Origin of the sequence: Alistipes sp. cv1, from assembly GCF_900240235.1 — a bacterium.
Classification (GTDB): Bacteria; Bacteroidota; Bacteroidia; order Bacteroidales; family Rikenellaceae; genus Alistipes_A; species Alistipes_A hominis.
In genome coordinates this window covers 133067-149298 of sequence record NZ_OEPW01000004.1, presented here as the reverse complement: position 1 = coordinate 149298, position 16232 = coordinate 133067, and the positions used below count along the sequence as shown (strand labels likewise).

17 protein-coding genes are annotated in these 16232 nt (G+C 53.9%); 1 reads left to right on the top strand and 16 read right to left on the bottom strand.

The features are described from left to right. Positions 1-10 precede the first annotated feature (10 nt). The 16 genes from C1A08_RS07895 to C1A08_RS07820 all read right to left on the bottom strand — a co-directional run bounded on the left by C1A08_RS07895 (position 11) and on the right by C1A08_RS07820 (position 14685). Positions 11-1504: a complex I subunit 4 family protein gene (locus C1A08_RS07895; protein WP_055204819.1), complete on the bottom strand. Its 1494-nt coding sequence runs from the start codon at positions 1502-1504 to the stop codon at positions 11-13. A 21-nt stretch (positions 1505-1525) separates the two neighbouring features. After that, positions 1526-3427 carry an NADH-quinone oxidoreductase subunit L gene (gene nuoL, locus C1A08_RS07890; protein ID WP_101572586.1) on the bottom strand — a complete coding sequence of 634 codons (1902 nt, stop codon included), beginning with the start codon at positions 3425-3427 and terminating at the stop codon, positions 1526-1528. Positions 3428-3454: 27 nt separating this feature from the next. Then, on the bottom strand, positions 3455-3766 hold the full coding sequence (gene nuoK / locus C1A08_RS07885) for an NADH-quinone oxidoreductase subunit NuoK (protein ID WP_055204816.1): 312 nt from the start codon (positions 3764-3766) through the stop codon (positions 3455-3457). Between the two features lie 4 nt (positions 3767-3770). After that, the gene (locus tag C1A08_RS07880; protein WP_055204813.1) at positions 3771-4283 is read right to left on the bottom strand and encodes an NADH-quinone oxidoreductase subunit J family protein; all 513 of its coding nucleotides are present in this window, start codon (positions 4281-4283) and stop codon (positions 3771-3773) included. A 6-nt stretch (positions 4284-4289) separates the two neighbouring features. Further along, positions 4290-4757, bottom strand: coding sequence for a 4Fe-4S binding protein (locus C1A08_RS07875; RefSeq protein ID WP_101572582.1), 468 nt, complete (start codon positions 4755-4757; stop codon positions 4290-4292). A 30-nt stretch (positions 4758-4787) separates the two neighbouring features. Then, positions 4788-5888 (bottom strand): NADH-quinone oxidoreductase subunit NuoH, encoded by a 1101-nt coding sequence (gene nuoH, locus C1A08_RS07870; RefSeq protein ID WP_055204809.1) that lies wholly within the window; start codon positions 5886-5888, stop codon positions 4788-4790. A gap of 22 nt (positions 5889-5910) precedes the next feature. After that, positions 5911-7536 (bottom strand): NADH-quinone oxidoreductase subunit D, encoded by a 1626-nt coding sequence (locus C1A08_RS07865; protein WP_055204807.1) that lies wholly within the window; start codon positions 7534-7536, stop codon positions 5911-5913. Next, positions 7529-8110 carry an NADH-quinone oxidoreductase subunit B gene (locus C1A08_RS07860; RefSeq protein ID WP_055204806.1) on the bottom strand — a complete coding sequence of 194 codons (582 nt, stop codon included), beginning with the start codon at positions 8108-8110 and terminating at the stop codon, positions 7529-7531. Before C1A08_RS07860 ends, C1A08_RS07865 begins: the two co-directional genes overlap by 8 nt. After that, on the bottom strand, positions 8101-8451 hold the full coding sequence (locus C1A08_RS07855; RefSeq protein ID WP_055204804.1) for an NADH-quinone oxidoreductase subunit A: 351 nt from the start codon (positions 8449-8451) through the stop codon (positions 8101-8103). The genes C1A08_RS07860 and C1A08_RS07855 overlap by 10 nt, the downstream gene beginning before the upstream one ends. Positions 8452-8729: 278 nt before the next feature. Then, positions 8730-10352: a tetratricopeptide repeat protein gene (locus C1A08_RS07850; RefSeq protein ID WP_147387368.1), complete on the bottom strand. Its 1623-nt coding sequence runs from the start codon at positions 10350-10352 to the stop codon at positions 8730-8732. Positions 10353-10402: 50 nt separating this feature from the next. After that, entirely contained in the window at positions 10403-11365 is a 963-nt protein-coding gene (locus tag C1A08_RS07845) for a PstS family phosphate ABC transporter substrate-binding protein (protein WP_055204799.1), read from the bottom strand. 13 nt (positions 11366-11378) lie between these two features. Then, on the bottom strand, positions 11379-11600 hold the full coding sequence (locus tag C1A08_RS07840) for a hypothetical protein (protein WP_228385796.1): 222 nt from the start codon (positions 11598-11600) through the stop codon (positions 11379-11381). A 96-nt stretch (positions 11601-11696) separates the two neighbouring features. Then, a complete protein-coding gene (locus tag C1A08_RS07835) occupies positions 11697-12524 on the bottom strand; it encodes an energy transducer TonB (protein ID WP_101572578.1) in 828 nt (275 codons plus the stop codon). A 24-nt stretch (positions 12525-12548) separates the two neighbouring features. Then, a complete protein-coding gene (locus C1A08_RS07830; protein WP_101572576.1) occupies positions 12549-13208 on the bottom strand; it encodes an ExbD/TolR family protein in 660 nt (219 codons plus the stop codon). A gap of 25 nt (positions 13209-13233) precedes the next feature. Continuing rightward, entirely contained in the window at positions 13234-13842 is a 609-nt protein-coding gene (locus C1A08_RS07825) for an ExbD/TolR family protein (protein ID WP_055204793.1), read from the bottom strand. Positions 13843-13869: 27 nt separating this feature from the next. After that, on the bottom strand, positions 13870-14685 hold the full coding sequence (locus tag C1A08_RS07820) for a MotA/TolQ/ExbB proton channel family protein (protein ID WP_055204790.1): 816 nt from the start codon (positions 14683-14685) through the stop codon (positions 13870-13872). Positions 14686-15497: 812 nt separating this feature from the next. Here C1A08_RS07820 and C1A08_RS07815 point away from each other — a divergent pair. Then, complete coding sequence (locus C1A08_RS07815) at positions 15498-16229, top strand: DUF1295 domain-containing protein (RefSeq protein WP_055205139.1); 732 nt, start codon at positions 15498-15500, stop codon at positions 16227-16229. The last annotated feature ends 3 nt before the right edge of the window (positions 16230-16232 follow it).

The window sequence follows — 16232 nt, the reverse complement described above, 5'->3', positions numbered from 1 at the left end:
ATAGCGTCCTCTATTTCATTAACTGTTGTACAACGGGCAGCAAACTGTCGTTGATCATATTCGACACCCACAACGGCGCCATACCGAGTCCGGCGATCGCCACGATCAGCACGACGACCGACAGGCGTTCGAACCACACGGCGTCGGTCAGCGCCAGGTGATCCTTATTCAGTACCGAACCGTAAAACACCTTGCCCACCATCCGCAGGATATAAACCGCCGTAATCACGATCGACGAGCAGGCGACGATCGTAAAGACGCGGTGGAACGTATCGGTATGCTCGAACGAGCCGACGAACACGGTCATCTCGGCTACGAATCCGCTGAGTCCCGGAAGCCCCAGCGACGCCAGTCCGGCGATTACGAAGCAGACGCTCAAAAACGGCATCACCTTCATCAGACCGCCCATCTCGCGGACATCCCGCGTATGGGTGCGTCCGTATATCATCCCGATCAACGCAAAGAACAAGGCCGTCATCAGTCCGTGCGACAGCATTTGCAACACGGCGCCGGTCATCGCGGTCTGGTTCAGCATCAGGATCGCGAACAGCACCAGTCCGCAGTGGCTGACCGAAGAGTAGGCGTTGATGTATTTCAGGTCGGTCTGCTTGATTGCCGAGAACGCTCCGTAGACCACGCTGATACCGGTCAGCGTCAGGAAAATCCATGCCAGTTCGTTGGCCGCCTCGGGCATCAGGAAGATCGCCACGCGAAAACAACCGTATCCGCCGAGTTTCATCAGCACCCCAGCATGCAGCATCGAAACGGCCGTAGGCGCCGAAGCGTGACCGTCCGGCGACCACGTGTGGAACGGAAACATCGCGCCGAGCACCCCGAAGCCGACGAACGTCAGCGGGAAGAACAGGTACTGCGCGCTCATCGGAATCGTATGTTTGGAGATTTCGAGAATATTCATCGACAGTTGACCGCCTTCGGGCGCCGAATGGAAATAGATGCCGAGGATGCCGACCAGCAGCAGCGCCGAACCTCCCATCAACATCAGCGTCAGTTTCATCGCCGAATACTCTTTCCGGCCGGTTCCCCACACGCCGATCAGCAGGTACATCGGGATCAGCGCCACCTCGTAAAACATGAACATCGTGAACAGATCAATCGAAATGAAGAATCCGAACACCCCGATCGACAGCAGCGAGAACCATGCGAAAAACTCCCGCGGTAGCGGCGACATTTTCCACGAAGCGAACACCCCGGTAAAGACGATCACCGACGACAGCAGCAACATCGCCACCGAAATACCGTCAACGCCGACCGAATAGTGGATATTCAGCGGAGCGTACCACACCGCATCGGCCGTGAACAGCATTTCGGCGCCGTTCCCCGCGCTGCGTTCTCCCAGATACATCGCCACCAGCGCCACGGACAGGCCCAGCAACAGCGAGGCGCCGACTACCATGATCGCACGGATGCGGCGGATGTCCTTCGTGAGGAACATCGCGCAGGTCATCAGCAGCGGTATCAGTACAAATAAAGATAAAAAGTTCATATCCGTATCAACTTATTTTATTCAACAAAACAGCACCAGTACGGTAATCAGCAACAATCCCACGAGAAATACGAACGCATACTGCTGCACCTGTCCGGACTGCAATCCGCGAATCGCCAGCGACATCCGGTTTGTCACCAGCGCCAGCCCGTTCATCGCGCCGTCGATCACATGCCGGTCGAACCACGCGATCGAACGCGAAACGCCGTTGAAAATGATCCTCTTGGTAATGAAAAGATATACCTCGTCGATGTAGAAGCGATGGCTAGCCGCACGGTGCAGGCCGCTGAACGTACGCGCCAGACGATCCGGAATCGGACTGTGCTTGCGGTAAAACACCGTAGCGACGGCGATCGAGATCAGCGCAATCGCGATGCTCGTTCCGGCTACCGTCCAGTCGAGGTGGATGATGTAGTCGGCCCCGTCGCTGCTGACGAACTTGCCGAACGGGATGAACCCGGCAACGCAGGTGACGGCGGCGAGGATAATCAGCGGCGTCGTCATTACGCCGGGGGCCTCGTGCGGCTCATGCTCGTGCTTGGCCGGAGTTCCCCAGAAAATATTGTAGTACAGACGGAACATATAGAACGCCGTCAGCGCGGCGATAAAGCTCATCACCCATCCCATAGCGGGCGCGAACATGAATGCCGCGGTCAGGATCTCGTCCTTGCTGAAGAAGCCCGAGAACGGCGGAATACCCGAAATCGCGAGGCAGGCGACGAGGAACGTGATATGCGTAATCGGCATCTGCTTGTGCAGGCCGCCCATATGGCTCATCTCGTTGCTGTGCACCGCATGGATAATCGCGCCGGCCCCGAGGAACAGCAGGGCCTTGAACATCGCGTGCGTAAACAGGTGGAACATGCCGGCCATGTAACCGAGCCCTTCGTGTCCGCCGTAGCCCGACACGCCGAGGGCCACCATCATGAAACCGATCTGCGATATAGTCGAAAAGGCCAGCACGCGCTTGATATCGGTCTGCACGCACGCGATCGTGGCGGCAAACAGCGCGGTAAACGCGCCGACGTAGGCAATGCCGTGCAGCACCTCCGGGGTTTCGAAATAGTAGACCGGGAAGAGCCGCGCCACCAGATAGACGCCGGCCACGACCATCGTCGCGGCATGGATCAGCGCCGACACCGGGGTCGGGCCTTCCATCGCATCGGGCAGCCAGATATGCAGCGGGAACATCGCCGACTTACCGGCGCCGCCGATAAAGATCAGCGCCATCGCCCATGCCAACGCCGAAGCGCCCATGAAGGTCGTCCCGGCAGCTTGGGAGAAGATCGCACGGTCGCCCGAAGTCAGCAGTCCGAAATCGAACGTCTGCGTAAAGAACGACAGCAACAGGATGCCGATCAAAAATCCGAGATCGGCGAACCGCGTCACGATGAACGCCTTTTTCGAAGCGGCGATCGCTTCGGGCTTCGTATAGTAGAACCCGATCAACAGGTAGGACGAAACGCCCACCAGCTCCCAGAAGATATACATTTGGAAAATATTGGTCGCCACGACCAATCCGAGCATCGAGCAACTGAACAGCGACAGGAAAGCATAGTAGCGTTCGAAACCGCGTTCGCCCTTCATGTAACCGAGGCTGTAAACGTGCACCATCAGCGACACGGTCGTAATCACGACCAGCATCATCACCGAGATCGGGTCGAGCAATACGCCCAGGTCGATGTGCAGGTTATCGGTAAAACGCAGCCACTCGATGTTGAACGGCACCCATTTCTGGTAAATGCCGTCCACCTTGGCCGTCGTGAAGTACTGCCAGGCCGTCCCGTAAGCGAGCGCGGTCGTCACGGCCATCGACAGGGTGCCGACGAGTCCCGACGCGCATGCTTTCAGTTTCATGCCCAGCAGACCGAGCACCAGGAACGTCAGCAGCGGCAACAGTACGATCAGTATCGTGTATTCCATATTGCGTAGTTTTTTCTGTCCTTAAAGTTAGTCTTTCAGTTCGTCGAGGTTTTTGACCTCGATGTTACGCAGGTTGCGGTAGATGTTGATGATGATCGCGATGGCGACGGCGGTTTCGGCCGCTGCGATGGCGATCGCGAAGATCGTGAAGAAAAACCCTTCGAGCTGTCCGGGGAACAGGTAACGGTTGAACACGGCGAAATTGATATCCACCGCATTCAGGATCAACTCGATGGAGATCAGCACGGCGATCAGGTTGCGCCGGGTGATGAACCCGTACACGCCGGCGAAAAACATCACGGCGCTGACGATCAGGTAATATTCCATTTGTATTTCCATAGCGCTATTTCCGTTTACGTGCAATCAACAAACCTCCGACGATACAAGCCAGCAACAGCACGCTGACCGCCTCGAAAGGCAACAAATACTGGTATTTCCCGGTTCCCATCATCGCGTGGCCGATCGTGTGCATGTCGATCTCCCCACCGGCGAACTGCGACGGGCCGAACGAATGGGTCACGAGCAGGAAGATGCAGAGCACCGCGCCGGCCACCGAAGCGGCCAAGCCCGCGACGACGCGGCGGTTGCGCAGCGGCGTCTTCTTCTCCTCGTCGGAACTGGTCAGCAAGATCGAGAAAACATACAGGACGACGACGCCGCCGGCATAAATCAGCAGTTGCACGGCGCCGAGGAACGAATAGTTAAGCTGAAAATAGATGCCCGCCGTGGCGAAAAGCACGAAAAGCAGATATGTGGCAGCTCGCAGAATCCGCTTCGTGGTCACCGTCATCACCGAAAAGACGACGATCACCGCAGCGAGAAACGCAAAACCGGCCTGTTGCAAGGTAATTTCCATTTCCGTCTATTTTTTTTCTAACGTTGAACCTTCGTGATTGAGCTGACGCACCAGTTTGTCGCGCGTGAAGACCGCATGCTCGAACTTGTTGTCGAACTCGATCGCTCCGTGCGGGCAGGTGCGCACGCAAAGCTGGCAGTAGAGACAGCTTCCGATGTCGTACACGTATTTGGTAAGCACCCGCTTCTTCTTACCCTCCTCGTCGGTTACGGTCTCGGAGATCACCTTGATCGATCCGTTCGGGCAGTTCATCTGACAGATCCCGCAGGCTACGCACTTGTGCTCGTTGTTCGCATTGTGCGGCATGACCAACTCCCCGCGGAAACGGTCGAAGATCTGCAGCGTATCGCGGTTTTCGGGATACTGCTCGGTCGTCTTCTTACGGAAGAAAACCCGTATCGTAACGCGCATCCCCTTCAACAGCGACGACAGCCCGCTGAAAAAGGAACTTATGTAATTCTTAAAAGCATTCATATTCCGTTTGTTTATAGGCCGGTTCGGCGGTTAAAAATGCAATCCGAACGCAACGATAATCACCATCAGCAGCAGGTTCAGCAGGTTCAGCGGCAACAGGTATTTCCATTCGAGCTTCAGCAGTTGGTCGATCCTCAGTCGCGGGAACGTCCACTTGAACCACATGATGACGAAAATAACCACGCCCACCTTCACCAGAAACCATACGATCGACGGAATAAAATCCATCACGGCGTTGAAGCCTTCCCAACCGGCGATGTGCAGCGGCATCCATCCGCCGAGGAACATCGTCGTAGCGACCCCCGCGACGATAAACAGGTTCAGGTACTCGGCCAGGTAGAAAAAACCGAAGTGCATCCCCGAATATTCGGTATGGTAACCGGCCGTCAGTTCCGAGTCGGCCTCGGGCAGGTCGAACGGCCCCCGGTTCGTCTCGGCGGTACCGGCCACCAGGTAGATCAAAAAAGCGATCACCGCCGGAATGTGCCCCGTAAAGAGGAACCAACCGTCGGCCTGGCGTTCGACGATCTCGGAAAGCTGCATCGTTCCGGCGAACACGACCATCGTCATCAACGACAGTCCGATCGACAATTCGTAACTGATCATCTGCGCGCCGCTTCGCATCGCGCCGATCAGCGAATATTTGTTGTTACTCGACCAACCGGCCAGCAGGATGCCGACGATCCCGATCGACGACACCGCCATCAGAAAAAAGATCCCGACGTTGAAATCGAGCACTTCGAAACCTTTGGCGAACGGCAGGCAGCCGAATGCCAGCACCGACGAAATAATCACGATGTACGGCGCGAGGTTGAACAGGAAACGGTCGATATGGTTGATCGTGATCAGCTCCTTGATCAGCATCTTGATCATATCGGCTACGCTCTGCACGGTTCCGTAAGGCCCCACCCGGTTCGGCCCGAGGCGGCACTGGAAAAAAGCACAGACTTTGCGTTCGACGTAGATCAGCGCCAGCGCGATCACCGCATAACCGAGCAACAGGCACAGGCCGATCAGCACGCACTCGGTGAGCGTCACGCCCCAGGCCGGCATCATCCCGCTCAGCGTATCGTGCACCCATCCGGTCACCGCGTTGAAATCAATACTGTCTGTATATGTATTCAATAACATATCGTTGTTGGATTAAAGTTTGTTATCTGTCGATATCGGGTACCACGTAGTCGAGCGAACCGCCGATCGCGATCAGGTCGGCGATCTTGCTGCCGCTGGCCAGGTAATCAACCACCGATACGAGCGGCAGTCCCGGCGAGCGGAACTTCATGCGGTACGGGAACTTGTCGCCCCGGCTTTCGATGTAAACGCCGAATTCTCCGCGGCTCGCCTCCACGCTGCTGAAGAACTGTCCTTCCGGCAGACGGATGATCGGCTTGGTCTTCACGGCGTAGTCGCCGGCAGGAATGTTGTCGATCAATTGTTCGAGAATATGCAGCGACTGGCGGATTTCATCGACGCGCACCAAGTAACGGTCGAACGAATCGCCACCGGTGCGGATCACTTCGTCGAACTGCACCTTGTCGTACACGCCGTATGGTTTCAGCTTGCGCACGTCGCAGCTCCACCCCGAAGCGCGGCCCGACGGACCCGTCACGCCGTACGAAACCGCCACCTCTTTGGGCAGGATGCCGATCCCCTTCAGACGCTGCTGCGCGATCACGTTGCCGGTAAACACTTCGTCGTACTCGTCCAGCATCTTCGGCAGGTATTTTATGAAATCCTTTACCCGTTTAACAAGGTTCGGATGGATATCGGCAGCCACGCCGCCGATCATGTTGTAGTTCTGGATCAACCGGCCGCCGGTGGTCTCCTCCATCATGTCCAGCACGATCTCACGGTCGCGGAACCCGTAGAAGAACGCCGTCAGCGCACCGAGGTCCATGCACAGCGTCGACCAGAACAACAGGTGCGACGACAGACGGTTCAACTCGTCCATGATCGTGCGGATGTACTGCACCCGTTCCGGGATTTCGATCCCCATCGCCTGCTCGATGCACATGCACAGCGCATGGCGGTTCTGATGCGCGGACAGGTAGTCGAGCCGGTCGGTCAGCGCCAAAGTTTGCGGATAAGTAAGGCTCTCGCACATCTTTTCGATGCCGCGGTGAATGTAACCGCAGTGGACGTCCACCTTCTGCACCGTTTCGCCGGCCAGCGAAACCCGGAAACGCAACACGCCGTGCGTAGCCGGGTGCTGCGGCCCGATATTGACCACGTATTCGTCGTTCTCGAACAGCACGTTTTCGTGCTTTTCGACCTTGCCGTCTTTCAGCTCGTAAGCCGGAGCCGTGTCGAGCGTTTCGTCGGAATCCAGTCTGACCGGATTGACGTCCGGCGAAGCGTTGTAATCCTTGCGGAACGGATAGCCGACCCAGTCGTTGCGCAGGTACAGCCGGCGCATATCGGGGTGCCCGATAAAGCGGATGCCGAAAAAATCGTACACTTCGCGTTCGTTCAGGTTGGCCGATTCCCACAGGTCGTACACGCTCTGCAATTCCGGGTTCTCGCGGTCGGCGGTCTCCGTCCGGAGCACGATTTCGTGTCCCAATTCGGTCGAACGCAGGTGGTAAACCACGCCGAGCGTTTCGCCCCAGTCCATCCCGGTCATGCACAGCAGCAGGTCGAACCGCATCTGCGGATCGTCCCGCAGGCTTTTCGCCACGTCGCGGAATTGCCCGGCAGGCACGGTCACCGTCAACGGCTCCCCTTCCCCGAACACGAGCGACGGAGCCATAAGCGCTAACTTATCTTTGATATTATTCATGGTCTGCGGATTCTTTCTTTTCCTTTCTGTTCACCTCGCCGAAGAAATGTTCGGCCTTGACCTTACGCTGCAACTGCATCATACCGTACAGCAACGCTTCCGGACGCGGCGGGCACCCCGGCACGTACACATCGACCGGAATGATCTTGTCGACCCCTTCCAGCACGTGGTACGATCCTTTGAACGGGCCGCCGGAAATGGCGCAGGCGCCCATTGCGATCACGTATTTCGGCTCGGCCATCTGGTCGTACAGCCGTTTGAGCACCGGGGCCATCTTATGCACGATCGTGCCGGCCACGACGATCACATCGGCCTGGCGCGGACTGGCCCGAGTCACTTCGAACCCGAACCGGGCAAAGTCATAGCGCGCCGCACCGACCGCCATGAACTCGATACCGCAGCAACTGGTCGCGAACGTCAGCGGCCACAGCGAATTGGAACGCCCCCAGTTGATCAGTTGATCCAGCTTGCCGACGACGACGTTCACTCCGCCCGCTCTGAGCTGTTCAATGTACTCGTTGTCATTGAACGCGTCGTATTTCATCGACTTGATGTTGACTCCTTTTATTTCCATTCCAAAGCTCCTTTTTTCCACGCATAGGCGAGACCCAATACCAAAATCAACAAAAAGAACAGGATGTTCAGCAAGCCGTCGACACCCATTTCGCGCACGATAACGGCCCACGGGAACATGAACATCGCCTCCACGTCGAAAATCAGGAACAAAATCGCGAACAGGTAATACCCTACCCGGAACTGCATCCACGATTTACCGCGCGTCGGGATGCCGCATTCGTAGGCCTCCCCTTTTTGTTTGTTGAACGATCGCGGCGAGAGCCATTTGTCGAGACTGAGTGCCGCCACTACAAGAAATACTGCCGTAATAATAACGACCAGCAATAAAGTCAGATCCATAGTTATTTGCTTTGATAACCAAAAAGGCCTCTAAACGGTATCGGTATACTATTTACAGGCACAAATGATAAATGGATTAAAAACGATGCAAAAATAGCTGAATTTGTTTAGAGAAAAAATTATATCCCTTTTTTATTCCTAATTTTTACAAATTTTTATTAACATTCCGAAACGACCGTTCCGGACGGCCCGTACGACCGGACGCGGCGGGGAAACGCGAAAAACGAAAATCCCGTCCGGATACCCGGACGGGATTTGAGTGATTGTCACGCTAAAAATTACTGCTGAATGTACTGCGGCAACACCTCCGCCATCCGTTTGGCTTCCGCATTGTCGGGATTCAGTTCGAGAATCTTTTTCCAGTACTCGAGCGATGCCGGATAGTCCTCCAGCCCGATGTAGTGTACCCCCATGAAGCGATAAGCCTCGATCAGACCGGCCGCATTCTTCTGCGGATCTTTTTCCATAACGGCAATCGCCTGTTCGTAGAACGGCTTGGCCAGCTTCGGAGCCTGCGGATTATCGATGGCCCAGTTGGCGCGTCCGCGGAACAGGTAACCCAGATAGCTTTCCGGAGCCTTTTCCACGACATGCGCGAACAGACTGTCGGCCCCTTTCAGGTAATCGACCATACGCATCGAATCGCTTTCGGTCATAACCACTCCGTCTTCGGTCGGACGAATCGACGCGCCGGCCGTATAATAGACTTTACCGAGGTTGAAATAATCGTTCAGCTTGACGTCCTTGGCCTGATCGATATAGCGTTTGTAAGCGCCGATCGCCTTGTCGTAATCCTTCACGGCCTCGTATTCGCTACCCATCTCCTTGAGCAGTTCCACGCGCGCCGTGTCCATGTTTACCGCCTTTTCGAAAACTTCGGCGGCTTCCTTATGCAGGTCGTTCTTGGAAAGCGTCCGCGCGAAATACATATAATCCCGCGTAATCAGCTTCGAGCTGTCTTCCACCTGTCCCATCAGCGTTTTGGCAAGCTCCAGGCTCTTCGCATAGTCGCCCTTGTCGTAATTGATGTACATGTTAAGACGGCGCAGAACCGTGTTGTTCGGCTCTCGCTGCGACACCTTCGTTACCAGTTCCAAGGCTTTGTCCTGATCGCCGCTGAAGTACAGCAGCGTCGCATAACGCGCCAGATCCTTCATATCCGAAGTCTCGACGTTCACGTATTTCGAAAAAGCGTCCGCCGCTTTGGCAAACTCTTCGTTCTTGTAATATACGTCGGCCAACTCCCCGTAGGCGACCGTATATTCCGGATCCATCTCGATCAGCTTGTTCAGCATATCGATCGCATACTGCGGATTGGAACGGCTGTAAATCTTGGCGTATTTGAAATAAGCCTCCTTGCATTTGTTATCGAAATAGATAGCCTGCTCGTAGCGGCTCGCCGCATCGCCGTACTGCTTTTTAGCGGCCAGGATGTCTCCTTCGAGAATGAAAACATCCGGAGATTTCGGAGCGACGGCGCGCGCCTGCTCCATGTATTCCATCGCCTTGGCGGTCGAAACCGGCAGATAAGCCCTTGCAATCGCAATGTAAACGGCGGGATTCTTCTTATTCTTACCGGTCAGAAAACCGCTGAAAGCCTTGTCGGCGTTCGGGTTGTTCGCCAGGTCGAGTTTCAGTTCGCCGATCGAATTCAATACGTAATCGGGATCGGCCACGATCCCTTCCTTATAGTAATAAGCCGCCGAATCCTTCATGTTCTGGGCCGAATAGAGCTCGCCCAGGTAATAGCACACTTCGGCCTTGTCCGTCTTTCCGCTCTGCAGATTCGCCAACAACTCCTTTTTGGCTTCGCCGTACATGCCTACCTTGTAGTAATCGATCGCTTTTCCATTATCTTCTGCGAAAAGCGAAGTCGCCCCCATCATCAAAGCGAGGGTCAAAACACTAATTTTAGAACCCATTTTTAATCAGTTAGTTAAGCTATTTTTAATTACAAATTTTCGCGTACATTTACGATCCGCACATTTTGCGTCGCAGGTACGATGCCGGAACGGAGAATGATCCGCTGGCCGCGATCGGACGCCATGAACGTGGCGAATCCCGACGCCAACCCGCTGCGCGGATCGGTCAGCAGTACGTACATATTCCGAACCAGCGGATACTGTCCCAATGCGATATAGGCCTGAAAAGGCTTGTAGCTGTTTTCTCGCGTCGCTTTGGTTTCGCGGCTGACGCTCATCACCGTCACCAGCTCCGAGAACGTCATCCGGGTCGAATCGCTCTTGTTGCCCACCCACGTAACGCCGATCACGCCGATCGCGCCAGGCGTTTTCGACACGTAATCGATCACGGCCGCATTGTCGTGCTGGGCGCTCAGGTTGCCTGCCAGCGAATCGCCGCGGCAGATCGAATCGATCGCAAAACGTACCGTACTCGAATTCTGGTTGTCGAAAACCAATTGCAGGTCGCCGAGCTTGGAACCGGGATTCAACTGATTCCACCGGGTAATCCGTCCGGTCAGAATCTCCCGCAGGTCGGGAATCGAGATCATCGAATCCGCATTCTGCTTATTGACGATCAGCGCGATGCCGTCCGTAGCGATCTTGATCTCCTTCGGGAACAGTTTTTTCTGGGCGAGCCCTTCCTTTTCGGCCTCGGTCAGTTGACGCGACGCGACCGCCAGGCGCACGCTGTCTTTCAGCAACAGGTTGATCGCGTCCACCTCGCTGGCATAAATCGGCATGATTCCGGCCTGTACGTAAATACTCTCGAACACGTCGATCTCCTGCTGCACGATGTCCCGGAAACTTTCGTCGGCGCTGATCTGTATCACTCCGGAAGTAGCCGTATCCGTATGTTTGTCTTTCGCTTTATTTCCCCAGCAAGAGGTAAAAATCCACGCAGCCGCAATTGCCACCGAAACGATCCCTAAAAACTTACCTGCCTTTGACATAATTCATTCGATATTACCGGTCCTTGATCTGCCGGTATGCTCTGAAAATACCGTACAGAAAAAAGAGCGCTCCCATCCCGTAACGCAGCGGAGCCGATATGCGTTCTACAAATATAGGCGAAAATATCATAATATACGCCATACCGACGTAAAATATTATCATGAACAACCCGAAAACGTAATAAATTTTACTCATGCCGCCGGGCTTGCGTTCTTCATCATTTTGTTTTTTCATACGACATATTTTGATATCAAAAACCGGACCTGCCTTAAAAAACAAAAACCCTGTTTAAATTGAAATTTAAGCAGGGTTTTTGATAAATAAAGATGATTACTGCTGTCCCAGCACGAACGTAACCGGAAGCGTGTAGTACACCGCTACGGCGTTTCCGTTCTGCTTACCGGGAACCCATGCGGGCATGGATTTCACCACGCGAACCGCTTCCTCGTCGAGCGCGCGGTCTACGGGGCCGAGTACTTCGACGTTCTCGATCTTACCGCTTTTCGATACGACGAAACGCAGTACGACCCTTCCCGAAACGCCGTTTTCGGCGGCAATCGTCGGATACCTCAGGTTATCTTTCAGGTACTTGTTCAGCGCCTGCATACCGCCGGGGAACGAAGGCATCTGCTCGACCGTCTGGAATACGGTCTCCTGCACTTCTTCCTGCGGCGTGTCGATCGCGATCTCCTTCAAGTCCTGGATGTCCGTACCGAACAGGTCGTCGTTACCCTTCACGTCGGCCACGGAAACCGCAACTTTCGCACTGATAATTTCTTCCTGCGTCTTCACGTCCTCCCGATCCGCGTCCTCGTCTTTCACGATCTTCGGAGCGGTAAACTTGATAGAGCTCTTCAACGGCGGTGGGGGCGGAGCGTCCACCTTCTTGATCACATCGTTATTCTTCACTTCCGGGGGCGGCAGTTTGGTCAACTGCGTCACTTCGGTCATTTTGACTTCTTCCTGTTTTTTCGGAGCAATGTAGCGGAACAGCGCGGGCAGCGTGATAATCAGCACGACCAGGATCGCTACGATAATCATTGCCTTGTTATGACGGGACGTCGACTCCTGACGCATCTGGAATGCGCCGAATTCGGTATTTTTCCCGTCGAAAACTAATTCGCACCATTGCTTCGAATTCAAATCCAAATCACTCATTTTTTTTCGATTTAATGTGTACTATTAGTTTTGCGCCATTTCACTGTTCTTGCCGAGATCGCCGGCAGATTTCAGGTTCTTGATCAGCCACAGGTCGCCTTCGGCTATCGGCACGATAGCGTAACGGCTGATGTTGCAGATCTGCATTTCGTCCAGCGCGTCGATCAGGTTTTTATAGGTCGACTCGTCGGTTCCCTTGATCGAAACGACGGGAGCGTTCTCGTCTTTCTTGATCTCGGTGGACTGCGTCTTGAACTCCTCTTCGGTGATCTCTCCGTCCAGCTTCTTTTTCTTCAATTCGTTGATCCGTGCCACGACGTTGGCATTACGCGCCAGCAGAACCGCACGCAGGCCGTCCGGAGTGTAAGTCGTCTCCTTGAGCGACGTATAGTCCTGATAATTAGGTTCTCCCAGGTAATAATAAACCTTGTCGTCTTCTCCCAAAAGGAGCGTAATGGCACGGGATGCCGCCACTTTCGTCTGCATATCTTCCTGCGTATCTTTGGTCGGCATACTAATTTCCATCGTCTGAGGCTTGCTCAACGAGGTACAAAGCATAAAGAACGTAATGAGCAACATGTTCATATCCACCATCGGGGTAAAATCGACCCGGATGGTCATCTTTTTCTGTTTGCCCTTACCCTCCTTACCTTTGCCGCTGTTGTTTTCTTGTATTTCAGCCATAATATTTAAATCTTATGCGACGGCATTAATTGTCTGTACTGACCACTTTCAACGTGGTGATCAGGTTGTACCGGTTTTCCCGGATATCCTGAAGCGACGTCATAATGGTATTGATGATAGGATAAGGCGTAGCCTGATCCGCCTTGATGGCGATCCGCAGATCCCTGTTCTGTAACCGGGCATTCTTGACCCACGACTTCAACTGATTGTCGGTGCTGTCGGTCGGAATCCCGTAGTCTTTCAAAATCTTGTCCTGCTCGTCTTCGGGCAGCGCCAAGAAAGACCTCATCTGACCGATGGGCACCCCGAACGACGGAGCCAACCTGAATTTGTTGACTTCTTCGGGCGTGAACGCGATCCCGTACTCTTCACCCATTTTCTCCAGAACCGCCACGCGGTCTTCCTGCTTGTCCATGCTCATGAACACCTTGCCGTCGTTATCCACCAAAATCTGGAGAATATCGGTTTCGGGTATCTTGATCTCCATCACGGAAGCCGGGGTCGAAACCTGTATCGGCTCCTTCTGGATGAAAGTGGACGTAAGCATAAAGAAAGTAAGCAAGAGCACCGTCACATCGCTCATCGCGGTCATGTCGATGAATGTACTCTGTTTTTTTACTTTTACTCTAGCCATAACGAGAAGTAATTTTTTTTTTAAAAGTTAGGCTTTATGCGTTGCAGCATAAGTCTGAACAATGGTAAACCCTACTTCGTCGATGCTATAGGTGAGTTTGTCGATTTTGCTGGTGAAGAAGTTGTAAGAGATAACGGCCAGAGCACCGGTTGCGATACCGAAGGCGGTGTTGATAAGGGCCTCGGAAATACCGGCGGACAGCGCTACGGAGTCCGGAGAACCGGCGGTTGCCAGTGCGGCGAACGACTTGATCATACCGATAACGGTTCCGAGCAGACCGATCAGGGTACCCAGCGTGGTCATGGTCGCGATAACCACCAGATTCTGTTGCAGCGACGGCATTTCCAATGCGGTAGCTTCGTCGAGCTCTTTCTGGATGTTCATCAGTTTCTGCTCTTTGGCCAGCGTGGTGTCTTTTTCCATCTCTTCGTACTTGGTCAGCGTAGAGTAAACGACGCTTGCAACGCAACCTTTCTGCTTCACGCAAAGTTCGCGGGCTTTAGCGGTATCGTTCTTGTCGAGAGCTTCCTTCACGTTCTTGACGAATTTGGTGACGTTGCCTTTTCCTTTGGCCTTGGTGATGGCGAACGCGCGTTCGATACTGAGCACGATCACGGTCAAAAACAACGTCTGGAGAACCGGCACGATCACGCCCCCTTTATAAATGGTACCCTTGAAGTTACCCGGCAGCGGGTGGTTGTTCGGGTCGTTATTCATAAAGTTCGCGGGATCACCCAGTACGAAGTGAAACACGCATACAGCTAAAATAAAGCAACATACAATAACCAGGAATGCTGATTTAATGCCTTTTGCCGTTTTAAAATTTACTGCCTTGGCTTCCATAATGAATAAAGTTTTGAGTTTTGTTGTTAAAATTTAGTTTTATGTTAAAATTAGTTGAAAATTTCACCCCCTCGCCGACCGGTACGTTCTCGCGATTCAACACAAATGATGGCAACATGCTTCCGCTCTCCAATTCCGCCGCTTCCAGCCCCGCACATTGTCATCACTCTAAAATCCCGCAACCCCGTTTTTCATGGTCAAGTACCTGCGCCTGTATTGCTTTCGTTAAAAAAACTTACGATTCCCTTTCCGCACCATACCTGTTTTCATCCTTTCAATAACGTTTAACGCGCTGTCGGCTCGTCGGAAACCGCACGAAACGCATGAAATTTTGAATCATCACAACTTCAAAAGTACTAAAATTTTCAAACTACACAAAAAAAGATATCTTATTTTACAAAGCCCTGACGCTGACACAAAACGGCCGTTCCTCTCCAAACGGAGCATAAGATACTACAAATAAGAACGATAAACACTTCCGTCCCATACCTTCCGAAGTGCTTCCGTAATAGAAAATTTACAATTACCCGTACCGCCGCCACAGGTTCCGGCATATTATTCGAACGAAAAATACCGTCGAAATATTTCGGATATTCGGTGAAATTTATACGGCGCGACGAGTCGCCGTCGCCGGTCGCCGTGCAACGGCCGGCATGAGGAGTTTCGTACCCCGGATGCTCGGAAAGCGCCGGCTTTCCGAAAAATCCGGTCGCCGCCATTTAAAAAAAATTTGTATCTTGGGTGCTGTTTTCCATAATCATCCGAAGAATATGACCGATCTTTCACACTATTACGACCTCTTTCTGGCAGGGATGACGGCGCTGGCCGTCGTGGTTTTCATCGCGCTGTTTTTCGTCCGGGCCGGGTACGGCATGTTGCGCGACGGGAAATGGGGTCCGAAAATCGACAACCGGCTCGGCTGGATCGCGATGGAAGCCCCTGTTTTCATCGCCATGTGTATCCTCTGCCTCTGCTCCCCGCGCCGCGGCGATGCGGTATGTCTGGTCTTTTTCGGGCTGTTCCAGCTCCACTACCTGAACCGGGCGTTCGTCTACCCGCTGTTGTTGAAAGGGCGTAGCACGATGCCGCTCGGGATCGTACTGATGGGCGTGACGTTCAACGTGCTGAACGCTCTGATGCAGGGCGGCTGGATCTTTTACATAGCTCCGGAAGGCTACTACACGCCGCAATGGCTGCTGTCGCCGCAGTTCATCGTCGGCACGCTGATCTTTTTCGCAGGAATGGCCGTCAACATCCACTCCGACCGGATCATCCGCCGCCTGCGCAAGCCGGGCGACCGCAACCACTACCTGCCGCAGGGCGGCATGTTCCGTTACGTAACCTCGGCCAACTATTTCGGCGAGATCGTCGAATGGATCGGATTCGCCGTGCTGACCTGGTCGGCCGCCGGAGCGGTATTCGCGATCTGGACGTTCGCGAACCTCGTACCGCGCGCCGACGCCATCTACAAACGTTACAACGAACTATTCGGCGAACAACTGCGCACGCAGCGCCGCAAACGGATTATCCCTTATATTTATTAGCAC